Source organism: Tolypothrix sp. PCC 7601 (assembly GCF_025677855.1).
GTDB lineage: Bacteria > Cyanobacteriota > Cyanobacteriia > Cyanobacteriales > Nostocaceae > Aulosira > Aulosira diplosiphon.
This window is the reverse complement of the sequence record NZ_CP064879.1, coordinates 2,708,771-2,728,927: the sequence shown is the minus strand read 5'-3', so window position 1 is coordinate 2,728,927 and position 20,157 is coordinate 2,708,771. Positions and strand designations below refer to the sequence as shown.

Here is a 20,157-nt window from a genome sequence, read left to right as displayed (position 1 = left end):
GCGATTGGGGACTGGGGGCTGGGAAAACAAGGAAGAAATACATTCTTGTGACCCTTGACTCTTGTACAGACGCGATTAATCGCGTCTCTCCAAATCTCGAACCCCACCCATTGACTTTTTAGCAACTTTATGCATGTGCTTTCAATTCCCACCTGGATTATTCATGTTTCTAGCGTCATTGAGTGGATTGCCGCTATTTGGTTAATCTGGACTTACGGCGAACTCACTGGTAACCGGACTTGGTGGGGATTGTCCTTCGCCATGTTACCCGCATTAGTTAGTGCTATGTGTGCTTGTACCTGGCACTATTTTGATAATCCCCAATCTTTGGAATGGCTGGTAACACTTCAAGCTACCATGACCTTAGTTGGTAATTTTACCCTTTGGGCAGCTGCGGTGTGGATTTGGCGTTCTGCCAAGCCTGCTCATCAGGGAATTAATTCTGTTGCAAACCAACCTATCAAATCAGAGCGATGATCTCTAAAGATGCCCTTTTTGCCCTTTCACTGTTTCCTTATTTGGGTTTCTTGTGGTTTATCAGCCGCAGTAAGCTAATGCCACGTTTAGCTTTGTATGGATTTTACGGCACTTTAGTTTTTGTGGGGATCACCATTCCGGCGGGAATTTATGCCAAAGTCCATTACAAAGAGGCTTTAGCAAATGTCGATTGGCTGCACGGTGGTGCAGAACTTTTCTTAACCCTTTCTAACATTTTGATTGTGCTAGGTTTCTGGAAAGCTGTAAAGCAGTTAAAAGCGAAAAATTCCCCAGAAAACACTCAAGCATAGGGTTTTTACTTTTAGTTAGTCAAGAGTTTAAAGTTTCTCCAGAGTAACTTTGACTCTTGACTTTTGACTGTTGACTATCTTGAAAAATAAATGTTTGGGATAGCCTAACATTTTTTTAATTACGAATTAGTAATTATTGATTGAGGATGAGGTAATGGATGTAATTCCAGCAATTGATTTATTAGCAGGCCGTTGTGTACGACTTTATCAGGGAGACTACGATCGCTCGCAAGTATTTAGTGAAAACCCAGCTGATGTAGCTCAACAGTGGGTTGATCAAGGTGCAGCTAGGCTCCATGTAGTAGATTTGGATGGTGCGAAAGCAGGTAAAGTTGTCAACTTGGAAGCTATCGAAGCGATCGCACAAGCGGTATCAGTACCAATTCAAGTCGGTGGGGGATTACGCGATCGCGCTAGCGTCCAGCAGTTATTTAATATTGGCGTACAACGAGCGATTCTGGGAACCGTTGCTGTTGAACAACCCCAACTAGTACAACAACTCTGTCAAGAATTTCCGGGACAAATTATTGTTGGGATTGATGCGCGGAACGGATTAGTAGCAACTCGCGGTTGGTTAGAAACTTCAGAAGTTTTGGCAACCCAATTAGCTGTACAAATGCAAGAATTGGGAGCAGCCGCAATTATTTACACTGATATTCACCGTGATGGTACTCTCTCAGGGCCAAACTTAGAAGCTTTGCGAGAACTCGCTGCTACAATTTCCATCCCCGTAATTGCTTCAGGTGGAGTGAGTTCTGTTACCGATTTGTTGAGCTTGTTGGTGTTGGAACCTCAAGGCGTAAATGGCGTAATTGTAGGGCGTGCCCTATATACTGGCGATATTGATTTAAAAGAAGCCTTGCGTGCGATCGGGCCTGGAAGGATTCAAGATATTCCCCCAAATCTGGATTTTACTAGCTTTGCTTAACATTAGCTCTCTTTTTGGAGAGTAAAAGTATCGGGATGAGAGCTAAAACACATCTAATTTGCAGATGATATTTTATCAGTCTTTTGTGGGCTGGGCATCTTGCCCGCCTAAATTCTGCAAATCAAATGTCAAATTAGCTGACAATTTTCCTCCCCATACTTTTATTACAACTGGGGATGATCTTTGAGCCGTAATATATATTTCGCTACCAGCTAGTAATTTTTTAGGATTTTCCGGATTCACAATTTATACGCTTGTAGTTCAATTTGTAGAGAGTTAACCAACAAGGATTGTATTGATTATGACTCGGAAAAAACCTCGCGATAATGGACATCCCCCAAAAACTGAAACTGGTGCTATCCAGTCTAATATCAATAAAAACAACCCTCAACAGCCAACTCAAAAACTGAATAAAACACGATAACGGCTGTTAGTAATTTGACTAGTATTTTAATTTCAAGTTTCAATCTTTAATTTTAATATCTAATTTTTATACATAATGGGTTTCCTCTTTTGTAGAGACGTAAAAATAACAACGTCTCTATTTTTTTATCTTGAAATATTTAAATTTTTAGGAAGATAAATAAATTTCTAGCCAAGATATAAAAAATCTGGACTCTAAGATGATCTGAACTAGATTGGAATATAAAGTATTTACCTATTTTCCGTAAATCCGGCTGCACATAATGTAAATTTAAAATATAGATAATTAATGTCTAGCAAGGTTTATCCTTATGTACAATCAAGAAGAAAATTCCAAGCAAGAATCAAACAAAAAAAATAAGTCCAACGAAACCAGCAGCCGGAAACAACCTCTAAATAAAGGTATTCCCAAAAAAAGAGAACATTAATTTTGCATGGAACCAGTAGAAATTTATAATTACACAATGTTATAGAGACGTAAATTTAATTACGCCTCTACATTAGTTATCAGGGTATAATCACTTTGCAGTCAGAAATTTAATTCTTAACTCTCAACATCCAAAGTAATTTTATTTATTTTTTACCTGACTTTTCGCCTGTTCTAAAGCTATTTCTTTAATTGCTTGATAGGAATTAACATTGGCGGTTCCTTCAATAGCTTTCACGGCTAAATCTTGCACTTGTTTGAGAGCCGATTCGAGTTGCTTAGTCAAGTTTTGTAAGCGCGTATCTTGATTATTAATAGTCTGTTCTAGAGATTGCAATCTCTGTTCATAAAAACGCTTCTGTCCTTCTACTTCCCTACTGTATAAATCTGACTTAATTTTAGCTTGGTAATGGGCAATACCTTTACCTTCTTCTGTAGCTTTTTTAATAGCAGCTTCCTTATCTTTAGGGAAGGCTTCTACTTTAATTTTTAACTCCTCAAACTGCTTTTCCCGTTCTGCGATCGCTTTCTCTTTTTCACTCCATTGTTTTTCTGTTTCTTGCTGAAATTCTTCTAGCTGTTGGTTTAATTCTTTTTGCTGCTGCTCATATTCATCTTTTTGCAATTTGCGCTGCAGTTCTAAACTATATTTGTATTCAGCTTCATCTCGTTGTCGAGTTTTTTTGAGATTTTCATCTCGTTCTTTAATTAATCTGTTACTGTCATCCTGTTCTTTTAACCAAGCTTTTCTCTGCTCATCTATTTCCTGTAATAAGACTTCTTTCCGTTCTGTAAACTCTTCTTGATAAGTCTTAGAATTATCCTCATAGCTCGTGATCAAAGTCTCTAAGATATCTTCCGAAATTTCTAAATTATGTAATTGCTTAAGTTCTGCTACTTCTTTTTCTACAGCTTCTCTAATTTCTGCCAATTTTGAAGCTTGCGTAGTTAGCTGTTCTGATAATTCATTCGCCGCACTACCAAAGCCTAACTGGATTTTAGCTAGGCTTTCAATTGTATAATTCATTCTTTGCTGAACAGTAGTTGGCGCATTCATAGCAGGTTTTGGCTCCACTTTTGGCTTTTCTTTAGTTACAGCTTGTGCTTCTTTTAAAGTTTGGGTAAGTTGTGATTTAACTGCTGCTGTCTCTTTGGCTAATTCTTCATAAGCTTGGAGAATTTCAGCTTTAGTATTTTTATCTGTTGGTTTTTTAGCTACCACAACAAACCTCCATCGAATCTAAAGATAATTTTCATGGCTAACACCCGAAGAGTGACTATTTACTATTGGAACTATCAAAAGCTCTCATCGCCAAATCTTGCGCTTGTTTTAATGCAGTTTGTAGTTGAGCCGAAATTCCTTCTATTTGCTCAGTTTGTTTCTTAATAGTCTCTTCTAAAGATTGGATTTTTAATTCATAACTTTGTTTGCTAGATTCCCAATCTTTTTCAAATAAATCTGCTTCTACTTTAGCCTTTTGGCTAGTTTCTTTAATTGCTTCTTCTCTAGCCTTTTTAATAGCTTCTTCCAACTCGTTAGGAAATGCTGCGGCTTTTTGCTGATATTCTGTAAATAAAGCCCGGCGTTCAGTCAGAATTTTTTCCCGTTCAGCCCAATTTTTATCTTTCTGTTGAGTAGTTTCTTGAATTTCTCGTTCTAGTTTGCGTTTATTTCCTTCATAAGCATCAGTAGTCAGTTTTCTGGTTGTTTCCAACTTATACTGATATTCTTCTGCTTCTGATGCACGTTGTTTAGCTACTAAATCATTGTATACTTGTACGGCTTCTTCGTATTCAGCTTGGTCTTTCTGCCATTCTTTACGTCTAATTGTAATTTCTTTTTCTAGCGCTTCTCGTTTACTAGCAATTTCTTGTTCAAGAACTCTTAATTTCTCTTGATGTTCTTGGGTTAAAATATCTAAAGCATCAGCAACCACTCTAATTTGCTGTAGGTCTTTTAACTGCTGAGTGGCAATTTCTATAGCTCTATTTAATTCATCTAATTTGGAATTTTCTTGCGCTAATTTATCTGATAGTGCAGTAACAATACTGCCAAACTCCAATTGTAAATCGGCTAAACCTTTAACAATACTATCAACAGTATATGTAGAAGCAGTTGCCAGAATTTCTTGGTTTTTAACCTTTTCAGCTTCTTCTTGTTTAGTAGCTATTTTTAAATCTAATTGTTTCCTTTCTGTGAGAATTTGCAGAAATGCTTGCACTATTTGTTGTTTGCTGTCTTTGACTGCAACTGTAGTCATTCTCCAACTCCTTAAACAAGCAATAATTTTTGTGTAGCAAGCCATACCCTGACTTACTCTATGCAGACATCAGAGTAGCCTAAAAATTAGGGTTTTTCACCCAGTGTAAATGCTGAAACAAGAATCAAAAGACACTTACAAATACCGGAGATCATCTTTAATTAGTGCCTTGATGATCTCAAGGTAAAATTTGGGAGTTTACAGTATATTTGTACTATAAACATAGTACTGAAAAAAAGCTGCTATTGTCAAGAAGTAAATGCAAGTATACAAAAATTTCAAGATATCAAGTTACTGCAAACACTCTTGCCAGCTTGTAGCCGCAGTGCTTTATAATATGTTGGTTTCTGTGATTTATATTACGTTTTACAAACTAGGGCGCAATGTCTAGGGTGTAAATTCACGGAAACTTAATAATTAATTGATTCAATCATCATCTTGATAGCTGCACAGACACAAAAATTTTGTGATATCTAATGTACACTAGCGAATCTACCAAGTTTCCTGCCAAGGCGGATATAGGGCAAACAAGCCGCATTCTAGTAGTAGAAGATGAAGAACTAATCCGAGAAATGCTGTTGGTAGCACTAGAGGGTGAAGGCTATGAAGTCGTAACTGCTACTGATGGGCGATCGGCTGTGGAATATATCAAGAATTTTGAACCGAATTCTGGGGAACTCTCCTTTGATTTGGTAATTTTAGATTTAATGCTACCGCAAATCAACGGATTAGATATCTGTCGCTTGCTACGTCATCAAGGTAACCCAGTGCCAATTTTGATGCTGAGTGCCAAAGGTAGTGAAACTGACCGCGTATTGGGTTTAGAAGTGGGAGCAGATGATTATCTGACCAAACCCTTTAGTATGCGGGAATTAGTAGCTCGTTGTCGCGCTTTACTTCGTCGTCAGCGCTTCAGTACTTTGCCGCAAATACCGATACTTAAGTACAAGGATGTGAGTTTAAATCCCCAAGAGTGTCGCGTACTGGTTCGTGGTCAAGAGGTGAGCCTATCACCAAAAGAGTTTCGTCTCTTAGAACTGTTTATGAGCTATGCTCGTCGAGTATGGTCGCGAGAACAGTTGCTAGATCAGGTTTGGGGGCCAGATTTTGTGGGCGATAGTAAGACTGTAGATGTCCACATTCGATGGTTACGGGAAAAATTAGAATTAGACCCCAGTCGTCCTGAATACATTGTGACTGTCAGAGGTTTTGGCTATAGATTTGGATAATTGCTCACGATAGTTGTTAGTTTTTAGTTGTGATCAAGCAACTAATGACTTAAATGTTTTTATTGGGATTTTCTCTGGGTTTAGCGGTAGGGATTGGATTTTGGATTTGGCAACAGGTTCAACTGAACCGCTATTTAGAGCGAGTAGTTAAACCTTTCAATTCTCCTTATTCCAAAGTATCGCTGCCTTTAATTCCTCGCTTACGCCAGGAAATTACAATGGTGAAGGAGGAACGGCAAGATTTACAGCAATCCCTAGAAAATTATCAAGAATTGCTGGATTTTGCACCATTGGGATATTTGCAGGTAGATGAAGAAAATCAACTACTGTGGTGCAATCAACAGGCTAGAGAAATATTATATTTGGAGCGTTGGCAACCAGGACAAATACGTTTGTTACTGGAGTTAGTGCGTTCTTATGAACTCGATCGCCTGATTGAGCAAACTCGCGATTGCCAGCAACCAAGGGTAAAAGAGTGGGTGTTTCACCCCCCTTGTGAGAACCCAGCAGCAATGTTAGAAATAAAATCTCTGGCTATACGGGCATCGAGTTTTCCCTTACCTAAGGGACAAGTGGGAGTATTTCTAGAAAATCGCCAACCTCTGTTGGATATGAATCAAGTAAGAGATCGTTCTTTTTCTGATTTAGCTCACGAACTCAGAACACCGCTGACTTCGATTCGTCTGGTTGTGGAAACTTTACAAAATCGTTTAGAACCACCTTTAGATCGTTGGATTACCCGCCTGATGCAAGAAGTTGATCGGTTGATTAACTTGGTACAAGGTTGGCTAGAACTGACTCAAATGGAAACAGATCCTAGTATTCAATTGCAGCCGGAAGCTGTAGAAGTGCGATCGCTCATTACATCTGTTTGGGAAACTTTAGAACCATTAGCACAAAAGCAGCATCTTCATCTTAAATATTCTGGAGCAGAGAACCTCTGGATTAAAGCAGATCGCTCGCGCATATACCAAGTTTTTCTCAACTTGCTAGATAACAGCATCAAATACAGTCCGCCTTGCACAACGATTGAAGTCCAAGCCGAAATCCTCTCAGCCAAAGATAGTCCCACCAAAAATTCTTCTTCCACAGCCTTAGCAATCAACATCATAGATTGCGGCGTTGGTTTTGCAGAAGTAGATTTACCCCATGTTTTTGAGCGTTTTTACCGGGGAGATCAATCACGAGCTCGCGATCCCATCCAAGAAAGTAATTCTAAAACAGCGATCGTTGGTAGTGGTTTGGGTTTAGCGATCGTACGACAAATTATCCTCGCTCACGGTGGTTCAATCAAAGCCATGAATCATCCAGACACAGGAGGTGCGTGGATACAACTACACTTCCCAGCGATGATGGCAAATACGCCAAGCCAAGACTATAGTTAAAAAAATATCTTCACGTTTGAAAATACAAGTGTGAAAGCTATCGTTTATCCTCCCAATCCCGATCCAACCCAGCTAGCACGCGCCATTAGGCGCTTAGAGCGTGATGTATTACGCATGGGTGCTTTGGTAGAACAATCGTTTCGCCTGAGCCACCAGGCGTTATTTGCGCGCAATTTAACAGCCGCAGAGGAACTTCCTCAATTAGATAAAAAAATTGATCGCTTTTATAGACAAATAGAGTCAGATTGTACAGCAATCATGACACTGCAAGCACCAACGGCACAGGATTTGCGCCACTTGAGTGCTTTTATGCAGCTAGTACGAGATTTAGAGCGGATTGGGGATTATGCTGAAGATTTAGCTGACATTGCCATTAAACTTTTTCCTTATCCGCCTCATCCTTCTATACCAGAGATTGCAGTCATGTCTCACCATGCTCAAGCTATGTTAGCAACTAGCTTGGTGGCTTTAGCCGATTTAGATGAAGCTGGTGGACGGAGTATCCAGCATTTAGATGATGCTGTTGATCATGCCTATGAACGTCTCTATAACACTTTAGCTTTCCAAAAGGATGTTCCTGGTGTAGTCGAACCTATAGTTCTTTTAGCTCTAGCAATTCGCTGTCTGGAACGCATGGCAGATCATGCCACTAACATTGGTCAACGAGTAGCATACATCGTTACGGGTCAACGTTATTAATCAAAACTACAAAATCATCACATTAGGGATTGGTTCTTCTCGTTGCTTACCAATCCCTAATTTTTTTGATGCAGCCTAGTAGTCTACCAACCCAAAAATTTTAGGTGGAGGTTGGGGAAAGGTTAAAGGGAAAAGGGTAAGGGACAAAAACCTTTCCCCTTTCCCCTTTCTCCTGCCAAGTTGCCTTGGTGTACTACTAGAATTTATAGGTTAAGAGGCCAATAAATCATCAAAATTAGCCAGCTAACATATATTTCACTAAAAGCTTACCTATTCTTAAACTTGTAACCTTAGAGTTAAGCAAAGATAGTAGTAAATAGTTACATAAATAACTCAGTAGTAATCTTGCTGTCATATATAAAACTGTTATAAAACACTAACTATAAAAACTCAAGCTCAATCTTCATGCATTAAAAATATGTATAAATTTTGATATAGCATAAATCCTGCTGCATCAAATGCAAGTCTTAATTTTTAGTTCTCTCTACAATGACTCTATTTACTTTTATCTATCTTCTGAATTGGCTAACCAAATAGATTACTTGCATGATGTGTAAATTTTGCTAACCAAAAAGCAGTAATATTAAATTTACTATGCTTTGAAAATATTTTAATAAAAATCGACTTATAACAATTATTTTTTATCGTAAAAATTTGATTTTATTAGCAACTTCTCATTTATACAATACTTTTTATGAGCAACCAATGATTCAGCTTACCAATAATTAAATTACTGCTTGTTTCCTAACTATCACAAGCAATTTTACTGTAGCAAAACCAACTTCTGAATGTATACCAAAAGTTCGATCCCACACTCTGCTGTTACATCCAATAATTCTGCTATCAATGAACAGTTACCCCAAAGGCTATTTGCACGTCGGCAAGTGATACCTCCACGCCACGAGGTCTTGTGGCGTATAGAGCGTGGAGCAGTTAGGACTTTAACTTGGAGTGAAGACGGAACATTTATCACTCTGGGTTATTGGGGGCCAGGTGATATAGTTGGTTATCCTTTGTCTAAAGTTAAACCTTACCAAATAGAATCTTTAACGAGTGTTGAAGTAAGTGTGGTGCCACCGCATATTTGGTATCAAGATATTGATGCGTTATTATCCCATATTCAACAAGCAGAAGAGCTATTAAGCATAGTGCATCGTAAACCAATGTCACTGCGCTTATGGCAATTTTTAGTATGGCTAAGTGAAAAATTTGGTTGTGATGTAGAAAAAGGCAAACTGCTTGATATTAATGTGACTCATCAAGAAATTGCAGAAGTTCTAAATACAACAAGAGTAACTGTAACACGACTTCTACAACAATTTGAAGAAGAAGGAAAACTTTTGCGTTCTAAACGTCAAATAATTCTGCGATTACCGAATCAATTTATGAGAAAATAAGGTAAAATAATTCTGCTTGGTTGGATAAAATCAATGCTGAATTAAGTAAGTAAATTCCCTAATATTAAAAATTTTAGGGAGCTTTACTAGGAGCTAAAGAGTTTTAGGTGTGAGTGCAAGTAAAACAATGACAAAAGCATTCTGGGGTCTTTTAAAGATTAGTCCATTGGTGATGGCGGCTACATTTGTGGCGGCTAATAGTACTTTGGCGGCTGAAGTTAATGAACCTGTAAATGGTGTTGCTCAACTGTCCCAAGATTCTATGGGTCAAGTTACATCAGTTTCACAGTTTTCTGATGTACAACCTACAGATTGGGCATTCCAAGCTTTACAATCTTTAGTTGAGCGCTATGGCTGTATTGCAGGTTATCCTAACGGTACTTATCGTGGTAACCGCGCGTTGACTCGTTATGAATTCGCCGCAGGTTTGAATGCTTGTTTAGATCGGGTGAATGAGTTGATTGCTACAGCTACTGCTGACTTGGTAACAAAACAAGACTTAGCTACATTACAGCGCTTACAAGAAGAATTTTCTGCGGAATTGGCTACTTTACGTGGTCGTGTAGATTCTTTAGAAGCACGCACTGCGGAACTAGAAGCAAATCAATTTTCCACAACAACTAAGCTAGTTGGAGAAGCTATTTTCAGCGTCTCTCAGCCTTTTGGGGATACAAGAGCTGATACTGACAATAATCCCAACAATAACCCAGATTTAGACAGCAACACTGCCTTCTCTGACCGGGTACGGTTGAATTTATACAGCAGCTTCACAGGCAAAGATCAGTTGCAAATCCGATTACAAGGTCGTAATACTGTACCTAATTCGGGTGTAACTGGTACCAACATGACCCGCTTGGGCTATGACGGTGGTACTAATAACAGTGTTGAAATTGATAAAGTTAACTACGCTTTCAACTTCAGCGATGCAGTACGTGTAAAGATTGATGCAACTGGTGCTGAGTTGAATGAAAACGTTTACAACTTCAACCCTGACTTTGCTAGTTCTGGGAAAGGTGCTTTATCCGCCTACGGACGATTTAGTCCCATCTATCGCCAAGCTGGTAATGGTGCGGGTATAACTGTTAATTTCAATCCTAAAGGCCCTTTGACCTTGAGTGCTGCTTACTTTGCTCAAGGAGTAAATACTCCGAATAATCCAGCCGATGGTAATGGGCTATTTAATGGTAGTAATACCTTCTTTGGGCAGATAGCTTTCAAACCAACCCAAGCTTTGAATGTTGGATTTAGCTATGCCCGTACATATCAAAGCAATCCCAGCCTCTTCCAAGGGATAGGAAGTGCTTTTGCGAATAATCCCTTTGCTGGTGCGCGGACTGAAGCTAACCACTATGGTGTACAAGCTACTTTCCAACTTAGCTCTCAATTAGCTTTGAGTGGTTGGGGCGGTTACACAACTGCTGATGCGGTAACTGGTGCTGCTAGAAGTGCAGATGCTTGGTATTGGGCTGGTTCACTAGCTGTCAGAGACTTTGGTCGTAAAGGTAACGTCTTGGGTGTGATTTTCGGTCAACCACCGAAAGTAACTGGTGGTGATAATATTGCTTCAGAATCTGGCACCTCTTATCATCTAGAGGGTCTATACAAGTTGAATGTATCTGACAATATTCAAGTTACCCCAGGTTTGTTGGTGATCTTTAATCCCGAAAACAACGACAATAACAACACCATTTACGTAGGTACTCTACGTACTACTTTCTCATTCTAAGATTGCCAATCTATTAGCAGTCAACTGTTGGGTGGGGATTTTTCCTACCCAATCAGAGATGGAAAAAATATTGTGGTCAAAATCAAAACGCTGCGGCTTATGGTTAAAACTGCCATTAACCTAATCCGCATCAAAATTATCCCGCCTTGAGGCGGGTTTTTATTGGAGCAAAATGACTATATAGGATTAATATCTTTTTGATTAGACAGATCTGTTGGTGGGCGATCGCTACTCCAAGCCCACCATGCATTACCACAATGACAATTGTAAAATTCCTGCCATTTGCGGCGATGGTCTTCTGTCATCACAGGCGATCGCCGATTCAACCAAACTTGTAATGCTTCTCGGCTACTAGACTTGCAGTTTGGACAGCAAAACTGATAAGCGTGAATTGCGTTATTCGTCCATTCAGGCGGGGTGGGGGCGAAAGCTTCCATGTAGTTAAAATTTAATTTTTCATGGTTATCCAAAACTTTCAAGTTTTGAACTTCTATGCCAACGGGTACCATAGAATCCCGCTACACTACACACTTACTTGATTGATGACTCTGATAACTGTGTTTGTTTGTTTAACAAATAACAATCTGCAGAGGGTCTCATGTGATTAACTATTACAAATCAAAGGTTAGCATGAAAAGTTAATTTTTTGCATAATTGAATACTATGCATATCATGGCTAATTATTAACTTTATGGAGCCAACCGCCGAAATTCGCCGCTTGTTAGATGTAATGCCTGCTTCTGCACGAATGCTGACCAAAATCGTCAGCAAGCCCCAACAAGCAAAGGTAATTGATGCGTCCTTTCCACTCCCTTGGAATCAAGAACGGCCAATCAATATTAATTTTGACTTATGGTTTCGTCTGGGGAAATCACAACGAGATTTGTTGTTGTTGCAGACGGTTAGCTGGTTAACAGGGGTGAAGTGGTTCAAACCCAATATTTATCAAGTTGTACTTGTCGCAGGGCTTATAGGTGGATTAGTCGAATCCACACAGTCTGATGTTGTAGGTGTTGTGATCGCAGTTGGCTTAAGTGCGATCGCAGGTTTTCGGATTTGGCGCACAAACCAATCTCCAGAGTTAGAGTTAGATGCTGATGCAGCAGCAATTCGCATTGCTGGGCGGCGAGGTTACTCAGAATCTGAAGCCGCAGAACATTTGTTATCTGCAATTGAAACAGTAGCTAAGATTGAGGGGCGTTCTGGCTTAAGTTTTAACGAATTGATTCGTTGTCAAAACTTACGGGCGATTGCAGGTTTATCTCCTGTGGGTTTACCAAAAAGTTATATGAAGTAGCACCAAGCTGAAAGTTGATGGCAATTAATTAGTCTTGTCATGCTCTGAAATTGAGCTATTTAACATCAGTGACTCGCCAGCTAAGTTTTAAGTTAACCCAGAAATTCCAAATTGTAGCAACTGCGATCGCAATTAAGTTGGCAATGTAGCGGTTAGGCAGGATGAAGTTAAATACTAGATTTAAAATCAGTACATTTAATACCAATCCCGCCAAGCAAATTACATTAAATTTCAAAAAGCGCTTCAACCGTTGTCGCCATTCTTGCTGCTGCATGGAAACATCAGCGAATGTCCAAGCATCATTCCACAAGAAGTTATTGAAAATGGCAATTTCTCCAGCAATGATTTTGCTCCGAGTTAGGGGTAAGGCTAAGGTTGTAGGATCACTGAGCAAATAAAGCACTGCCATATCGACAAACACGCCACTTAATCCTACCAATCCAAAGCGGAGAAATCGACCAATTGGGAAACCCATGTTTTGACTAAACTTGCTCACTTTTCCTAAATTTCCTGTGGAGAGACGCAATTTTAGCAGGTGGTGTAAGTAATCGACATATTGCTTCCATGTCACTTTGCTTTCGCCTTCTTTGCGTTCACAAAATACATAGCCTACTTCAGCAATTGCACCAACTCTTCCCCGCCCAATTACCTCTAAAAGAATTTTATATCCTACGGGGTTAAGTATTGCTCCTGCGATCGCATTCCGACGCACCATAAAATAACCACTCATGGGGTCGGAAACTCTTCCCAGTACACTTGGTAAAATAATCAATCCTAAAACTTGAGCGCCACGGGACAAGAAACGCCGGACAATACTCCAACTACTAACACCGCCTCCTTCTATATGACGGCTAGCTAGCGCTAAATCTGCTCCTTGCTCAATTTCAGTAACTAATTGCGTCAATACCTCTGGTGGATGTTGTAAATCTCCGTCAATTACCCCTAGAATCTTTCCTCTTGCTGCCTGCCAACCACGAATTACTGCTGAGGATAATCCTCGTTCTTGTTGTCGTCGCATGACTCGCAACTGTGGATAATCTCCCATGAGAGATTGTGCAACTTCCCAAGTGCGATCTGGACTATTGTCATCTACCACAATCAGTTCATAGCGTCCAGGAATGCACTCATCCAGTACTTGGCTCAAGATTTTGACAACATTTTTGATATTGTCACGTTCTTTATAAGTAGGAATGACTAAAGAAAGAAAAATATCTTCGCCATCTGTATCTGTAATCTTATCAGGTAATTCAGAGATTTGTAATTTACCAGTTGGTGCTGATAATAATGGATAATCTTGGCTTTGAGGCATGAGAGCAAAATCCAGTTAGTGCAAGAGAATATTAAAAACAGAGCATCTTGGCATTAATTCAATTTTATTCCTCATCTATAACACTGGGAATATTAATTCACCATATTTTCTAAAAAAAGTTGCATTCTTTACTAATTTAGGTAAATATCCCCAAGTTGGAGTTGATAGCAAATGTTATTTTTATAAAAAATAAACATAATAATATGCTTTTGCTTTTGCCTATAATATTTTGGCTAATTATTTTTAGTATTTCTATTAAATATTCTGAAAGTTGGCGTAAATCATTTATGTCAACTTCTATTGTTTGGGGCGTTGTGCTCACTTTTATTAGTGAAGTTTTAAGCCAATTTCATATACTTAATTTTTTAAGTATCCTAATAGCATGGTCATTATTGAACTGTTTAGCATTAATTTGCCAATATTTATTTTTAATTAAAAATGCCAAGCCGATAAATTTAAATACTGCAATCTCTGGCAAAATAAAAAAATATATTAAAATAGCACCTGCCATCAAAATATTATTGTTTGGTATATTTTTCGTGGTCGCTACTGTTGGTTTAATTGCTATTATAGCGCCACCAAATAATTGGGATTCAATGGACTATCACATGACTCGTGTTGTGCATTGGATGCAAAATAATAGTTTTGAACATTATCCCACAAGTTACACACCACAACTATATCAGAACCCTTGGTCAGAGTTTGTAATTCTGCATTTTCAAATTTTAAGCGGTACAGATTACTGTGCTAACTTAGTTCAATGGTTTAGTCTGCTTGGCTGCACGATAGGAGTCTCATTAATTGCACAACAACTAAGCGCAGACTTACGAGGTCAGGTTTTTGCTGCTGTGATTAGTGCTACGATTCCTATGGGGATATTGCAAGCATCAAGTACTCAAAATGATTATGTCTTGTCATTTTGGTTAGTCTGTCTCGCTTTTTATGTTCTGCTTTCGGTAAAAGAGCGAGCAAGAACTAGTTGGACTAATTTATGTCTAATTGGAAGTAGTGTAGGATTAGCAATTTTAACTAAAGGAACAGCTTACTTTTACGTACTGCCATTTTTAATTTGGCTAGGTATATCTGAAATAAAATATTTACGTTTTAAAGTATGGCAGTCTGGACTATTAGTAGGTAGTCTGGCTTTAAGTTTAAATTTTGCTCATTATTTACGTAATTACAATTTATTTGGCTCGCCATTAGGAGAACCTAGTACATATAAAAACGAAATATTTGGTATTAATATACTATTTTCCAACATATTAAGAAATTTAGCTTTGCACATAGGAACACCTATTGGTTTATGGAATGGTATAGCCAATAAATTAATTCAAATCATACATATATTTCTAGGGGTAGATGTTAACGATCCACGCATCACTTTTTCTAAAACATTTTTTGTCCCAGGAGGTTGGTCAACTCTAGGAGTTCCCGGAAACGAGAACAGTGCTGGCAATTTATTACATTTATGCATAATATTATTGTGTATAGTTATTTATATAGCTAAAAAAAGATATAAAAAAAGTGACTATATATTAAGTTATTTACTGAGTGCAATAAGTACATTTTTATTGTTTTGCTATTTAGTCAAATGGCAAGCATGGAATAGCCGTCTGCACCTACCATTTTTTGTATTATTAGCTCCTTTTTTGGGTGTGATATTATCCCAAATCAAAAAGCCAAAAATGGCGTTATCTTTAGTAATTATTTTATTAATATCATCATTTCCCTGGTTATTTTTTAATAAATATAGACCGATAATTGATAGTCATAATATTTTTCAGACTAACCGAATTGAGCAATATTTTAGCAATAGACCTTATCTCCAAGAACCTTATGTTGGAGCAGTGAATTTATTAAAGTCAAAAGACTGCTCAAACATTGGTTTGTCATTAGGTAACGATCCGTGGGAATATCCTTACTGGGAAATCTGGCGACAGACTAAGAAAGAAACAGTAACAATGCAACATGTAAATGTTACTAATATTTCTGCTAAACTCAGTAACCAATATCCCTATAAAGATTTTATACCTTGTGCAATTATTACTATGGAAACAAAAAGAAGCAAACAAGAAAAATCTCAAGAGATGACTGTCAATGACGCAACTTATATTCGAGCAGGTGATTTCCCTCCAGTAGGGGTTTTTCTTCCCAAGTAGGAGCATTGAAATAATTTCATCGCAAGTATTAAGATTTTACTGACAAAATTAATAAAGAAGTTTTTTAATACTTTCGAGATTGATTAATGTGGTAATCACTACTTTTGAAGCTATTCTTGACCGTGCTCTTAGCGGGGATGATATATCTCTTGCAGAGGGAGTGGTATTGTTAAAACAAACAGATCCAGAAGCGATCGCAGCTATTCACAACACAGCCGATCAACTCCGCAGTCTGCAAGCAGGTGATACAGTCACTTACGTAATTAACCGCAATATTAACTTTACTAACATTTGCGAACAGCACTGTAGTTTTTGTGCATTCCGGCGGGATGATGGTGATGATGGTGCTTACTGGTTAGATTGGGCACAAATTTTGGAAAAAGCTACAGATGGTGTGCGACGAGGTGCAACGGAAATCTGTATGCAGGGAGGGTTAAACCCCCAAGCTAAAATCAACGGTAAATCTCTGCCTTATTATCTCAAGTTGGTGTCAACTATCAAGCAGGAATTTCCCGATGTACATTTGCACGCTTTCTCGCCTCAAGAAGTGCAATTTATCGCCAGAGTGGATGGACTCAATTATGCTGATGTGATTGCGGCTTTGCGGGACGCTGGTGTAGGCTCAATGCCAGGAACTGCGGCTGAGGTGCTAGATGATGAAGTCCGGCGAGTACTTTGTCCAGAGAAGATTGATACAGCTACTTGGCTAGAAATTGTGAGTACAGCCCATCAATTAGGCTTGCACACTACCAGCACTATGCTTTCTGGACATATTGAAAGTGCAGAACAGCAAATAGGACACTTAGCAAAATTGCGATCGCTGCAAAAAACTGCGATTGATAATGGCTATCCTGCCAAAATCACAGAGTTTATTTTATTACCTTTTGTTGGGCAAGAAGCGCCCAAACCTTTACGCCGCCGTGTAGGACGCGATCAACCGATTTTACAGGATGCGTTGCTACTGGGTGCGGTGGCACGAATTTTCTTAGGAAATTGGATACCTAACCATCAACCTAGTTGGGTAAAACTGGGTTTAGCTGGCGCGATGTCAGCCTTAGTTGCTGGTTGCAACGATATCGGCGGTACATTGATGGAAGAACACATTACCACTATGGCAGGTGCTATGGGTGGTACATGTATGGAAGTAGAAACATTACAAAAAGCGATCGCTTCTTTAGGACGACCTTTTCAACAAAGAGATACTCTCTATCAGCCAGTATGCTGAATTCATGAGCAAAATTTCATCATTCATCCTTAAGCCTTCAGCCTTGCTCATGATCCCCAAGATACCAATCCAAGATAGTATTGACGTTGATTTATGAGTTGTTTTACTTAATGCTTATGAAGCGCTATTGGTCGCGTCTGCTTGCTCTGCTTTTGGTTGTAAGCATCAGCTTAATGGGCTGTTCTAGTCCTGATAGTTTAACAGGAGATTATCGTCAAGACACCTTAGCGGTAGTCGGGATTTTGAGAAATGTCCTAGAGTTATCAGAAGACTCACCAAATAAAGCAGCAGTTCAAACAGAAGCGCGTCAAAAAATAAACGATTTTTCAGCTCGTTACCAACGGTCTAACTCTGTTTCTACTTTGAGTTCTTTTACCACGATGCGAACAGCTTTAAACTCCTTAGCTGGACATTATAGCTCTTACCCAAATCGCCCCGTGCCACAAAAGCTCAAAGACCGTCTAGAACAAGAGTTTAATCAGGTAGAAGCAGCGCTGAAACGTGGTGCTTAACATCCTGACAAGCAGAGTCAAGAGTTTCTTATTAATTGAGACTCTTGGCAGCTTTGTTAAGTTTAGTTGAATCAGGTAAATCGCTTTTGCATTTTGCAAAAATTTGCTAACACAAAATTATTCTTAGCAGAGTTTTTCAAACAAATTTGATTTACTCGCATAACAAAATTCGGCAACTGAAATAGGGGTTTGGGAGTCTTTCACAATTAGGCTTCAAAACCCCTATTTTTTACCATAGATTTTTATCTATGTAAACCTAAGCTAGCCCCCAATACTACTCGGTTAAGAATTTTCAACTCGCAATTTGGTTTGGGTAAAAGGTGAAAGGGTAAGGGTTAAAGCTCACCATTCGCGTAATCCAAATCGGAAATAATTAATTCCCAAAAAACCATGAAATTCCTACTATATATAGCTTTGGTTTTGGTAATCAGAATAGAAAGCTTACACTTACCCGATTTCCCTCAAAGATTTCAGTAGGAATCTGAATGTATCGGTGCGATCGCACCGTCATCGCACTGTGAACTAACCACGCCTCTAAAGGGTATATGGATAAAAGTTTGATGCGATTAATCCTTTTGTTGTAAGCCTTTTAACCATTTTGATGAATTCTTTATTTTCAGAATCGATTACGCGAACGATGAGTTAAAGGTTTTTTCTTGTCCCTTTTCCCCTTAACCGACAACTATTGAGACAACCCCTGAGGGTTAATGATTATTTTGCTTGTACAAGTTGCTTTGCCAAGATTTAGAGAAACAATTATTAGAGAATGAATAATTTCATTTCTTTGATCAGTGACTTTACCTTTATCCTTGTCCAACTTATATAAGAAGTCTACCGTTTTGCTTTGCTACCTTGAAGTATGTCCAACCTTCCAGTGAAAGTCACCCAGTCAACCTTGTTTTTTCGCCGCCTGTTAGCTGCAGTTTTTAGTAGTAGTTTATTAATTCCTAACTTTGGTATTCAGCCAGCGCAGGCGCAACTGGGAGAATACTGCCATCTATCACCTACAGCAGCACAATCAAAAGAAAATTTACGTCTTTTAGCACTTAGAGGCAATCCAGATGCCCAAAAGCGCTACCAGCAGCTATTAAAACAACAGGCGAAGGAATTACAGGATTGCCGTAATCGTACCTGGCCGCAAATTCAAGCAGTTTGGTTGCGTTTGTATCCCTGTGATATGCAGCCGGGAATACTGGACAAAACTATGGATAGAATTGTCAACCTTGGCTATAACCAAGTTTATTTGGAAGTGTTTTATGATGGCCGGGTACTTTTACCAGCAGCTTCTAATCCTACAATTTGGCCTTCTGTGATCAACACTCCAGGTTCACAAAAAGTAGATCTACTAACAACTGCTATTAACAAAGCACGACAGCGAGGTTTAAAGGTTTACGCCTGGATGTATACCGTCAACTTTGGCTATAGCTATGCCCGTCGTCCAGACAGAGAAGGGGCGATCGCCCGTAATGGCAAAGGTCAAACTAGCTTATATGTTGTTGATAACGGCACTCAAGTATTTATTGACCCCTATAACCTACAGGCAAAACGCGACTATTACCAAATGGTGCAAGAAGTAGTGCGCCGTCGTCCAGATGGATTGCTATTTGATTATGTACGCTATCCCCGGCAAGCTGGTAGTGATTCTATCGCCACTAAAGTGACAGATTTATGGTTATTTACTACTGCTACCCAAGAAGCTTTATTTCGTCGTGCCCAAAATAATAAAGGTTTAGACTTAATTCGCCGCTTTTTAGGTAAAGGATATATTACGGCTGCAGATATTGCAGAGGTCGATCAACTATATCCTCAAGAACAAGAACCTTTATGGCAAGGTAGAACTTTATCCGCAACGCAAAAATCAATTATCAATCCCATCGATAAACAACCTCTGTTGCAATGGGATTTATGGCAGCTAGCTGTTGCCCACGCCATGCAAGGTATCTTAGATTTTGTTGCCTTAGCAAGTCATCCAGCACAGGAACAAGGTATTCCCTCGGGAGTGGTGTTTTTCCCTGAAGGTAACCAAACTTTAGGACAAGGCTATGATTCGCGGTTACAGCCTTGGGATCGCTTCCCTAGTACTATGCAATGGCATCCTATGGCTTATGCCAACTGTGGAGATGTCAGTTGTATTGTCTCCCAAGTACAACGGGTTGTGAGTATGGCAAAACCGGGTACACAAATCATTCCCGCCTTAGCAGGTAAATGGGGAGATTCGATTAGTAATCGTCCATCTTTGGAAGTACAGATGCAAGCACTCCGGCAATTTGCCCCCCAACTCAAGGGAGTGAGCCATTTCGCTTATTCTTGGCAGTACCCTGAACATGATGGCGATCGCAAATTCTGCCGCAATAATTAATGGCTGTTGGGATTTTTTTGTCATACCAAACTA

17 protein-coding genes are annotated in these 20,157 nt (G+C 39.1%); 13 read left to right on the top strand and 4 right to left on the bottom strand.

The features are described from left to right. The first annotated feature begins 129 nt into the window (after nt 1-129). From HG267_RS11400 to hisA, 3 genes are all read left to right on the top strand, one after another. Complete coding sequence (locus HG267_RS11400) at nt 130-477, top strand: DUF2499 domain-containing protein (RefSeq protein ID WP_045869078.1); 348 nt, start codon at nt 130-132, stop codon at nt 475-477. Next, on the top strand, nt 474-788 hold the full coding sequence (locus HG267_RS11395) for a DUF3593 domain-containing protein (RefSeq protein ID WP_045869077.1): 315 nt from the start codon (nt 474-476) through the stop codon (nt 786-788). The genes HG267_RS11400 and HG267_RS11395 overlap by 4 nt, the downstream gene beginning before the upstream one ends. Nucleotides 789-942: 154 nt before the next feature. After that, entirely contained in the window at nt 943-1,716 is a 774-nt protein-coding gene (gene hisA, locus HG267_RS11390) for a 1-(5-phosphoribosyl)-5-[(5-phosphoribosylamino)methylideneamino]imidazole-4-carboxamide isomerase (protein WP_045869076.1), read from the top strand. 992 nt (nt 1,717-2,708) lie between these two features. On the opposite strand, the gene HG267_RS11385 is transcribed toward hisA, so the two are convergent. Next, the gene (locus HG267_RS11385; protein WP_045869075.1) at nt 2,709-3,788 is read right to left on the bottom strand and encodes a hypothetical protein; all 1,080 of its coding nucleotides are present in this window, start codon (nt 3,786-3,788) and stop codon (nt 2,709-2,711) included. 55 nt (nt 3,789-3,843) lie between these two features. Next, nucleotides 3,844-4,827 (bottom strand): hypothetical protein, encoded by a 984-nt coding sequence (locus HG267_RS11380; RefSeq protein ID WP_045869074.1) that lies wholly within the window; start codon nt 4,825-4,827, stop codon nt 3,844-3,846. Between the two features lie 476 nt (nt 4,828-5,303). Here HG267_RS11380 and HG267_RS11375 point away from each other — a divergent pair, with 476 nt between their 5' ends. The 5 genes from HG267_RS11375 to HG267_RS11355 all read left to right on the top strand — a co-directional run bounded on the left by HG267_RS11375 (nt 5,304) and on the right by HG267_RS11355 (nt 11,263). Next, entirely contained in the window at nt 5,304-6,056 is a 753-nt protein-coding gene (locus HG267_RS11375) for a winged helix-turn-helix domain-containing protein (RefSeq protein ID WP_045869073.1), read from the top strand. A gap of 53 nt (nt 6,057-6,109) precedes the next feature. Beyond that, nucleotides 6,110-7,441 (top strand): sensor histidine kinase, encoded by a 1,332-nt coding sequence (locus tag HG267_RS11370; protein WP_045869072.1) that lies wholly within the window; start codon nt 6,110-6,112, stop codon nt 7,439-7,441. 30 nt (nt 7,442-7,471) lie between these two features. After that, a complete protein-coding gene (gene phoU / locus HG267_RS11365) occupies nt 7,472-8,140 on the top strand; it encodes a phosphate signaling complex protein PhoU (RefSeq protein ID WP_045869071.1) in 669 nt (222 codons plus the stop codon). 788 nt (nt 8,141-8,928) lie between these two features. Then, complete coding sequence (locus HG267_RS11360) at nt 8,929-9,537, top strand: Crp/Fnr family transcriptional regulator (protein WP_045869070.1); 609 nt, start codon at nt 8,929-8,931, stop codon at nt 9,535-9,537. Between the two features lie 127 nt (nt 9,538-9,664). Further along, the gene (locus HG267_RS11355) at nt 9,665-11,263 is read left to right on the top strand and encodes an iron uptake porin (protein ID WP_045869069.1); all 1,599 of its coding nucleotides are present in this window, start codon (nt 9,665-9,667) and stop codon (nt 11,261-11,263) included. 176 nt (nt 11,264-11,439) lie between these two features. On the opposite strand, the gene HG267_RS11350 is transcribed toward HG267_RS11355, so the two are convergent. Then, nucleotides 11,440-11,700, bottom strand: a complete 261-nt coding sequence (locus HG267_RS11350; protein WP_045869626.1) for a hypothetical protein — start codon at nt 11,698-11,700, stop codon at nt 11,440-11,442. A 254-nt stretch (nt 11,701-11,954) separates the two neighbouring features. Between HG267_RS11350 and HG267_RS11345 the strand changes: the two genes are divergently transcribed. Next, the gene (locus HG267_RS11345) at nt 11,955-12,560 is read left to right on the top strand and encodes a DUF3318 domain-containing protein (protein ID WP_045869068.1); all 606 of its coding nucleotides are present in this window, start codon (nt 11,955-11,957) and stop codon (nt 12,558-12,560) included. Between the two features lie 55 nt (nt 12,561-12,615). On the opposite strand, the gene HG267_RS11340 is transcribed toward HG267_RS11345, so the two are convergent. Continuing rightward, nucleotides 12,616-13,869, bottom strand: coding sequence for a glycosyltransferase (locus tag HG267_RS11340; RefSeq protein ID WP_045869067.1), 1,254 nt, complete (start codon nt 13,867-13,869; stop codon nt 12,616-12,618). Between the two features lie 161 nt (nt 13,870-14,030). On the opposite strand from HG267_RS11340, the gene HG267_RS11335 reads away from it, so the two are divergent. The 4 genes from HG267_RS11335 to HG267_RS11320 all read left to right on the top strand — a co-directional run bounded on the left by HG267_RS11335 (nt 14,031) and on the right by HG267_RS11320 (nt 20,124). Beyond that, on the top strand, nt 14,031-16,028 hold the full coding sequence (locus HG267_RS11335) for an ArnT family glycosyltransferase (protein WP_228045590.1): 1,998 nt from the start codon (nt 14,031-14,033) through the stop codon (nt 16,026-16,028). A gap of 88 nt (nt 16,029-16,116) precedes the next feature. Then, entirely contained in the window at nt 16,117-17,253 is a 1,137-nt protein-coding gene (gene cofH, locus HG267_RS11330; RefSeq protein WP_045869065.1) for a 7,8-didemethyl-8-hydroxy-5-deazariboflavin synthase subunit CofH, read from the top strand. Nucleotides 17,254-17,369: 116 nt separating this feature from the next. Continuing rightward, the gene (gene psb27 / locus HG267_RS11325) at nt 17,370-17,765 is read left to right on the top strand and encodes a photosystem II protein Psb27 (protein ID WP_045869064.1); all 396 of its coding nucleotides are present in this window, start codon (nt 17,370-17,372) and stop codon (nt 17,763-17,765) included. An 859-nt stretch (nt 17,766-18,624) separates the two neighbouring features. After that, on the top strand, nt 18,625-20,124 hold the full coding sequence (locus tag HG267_RS11320) for a family 10 glycosylhydrolase (protein ID WP_096622049.1): 1,500 nt from the start codon (nt 18,625-18,627) through the stop codon (nt 20,122-20,124). Nucleotides 20,125-20,157 lie beyond the last annotated feature (33 nt).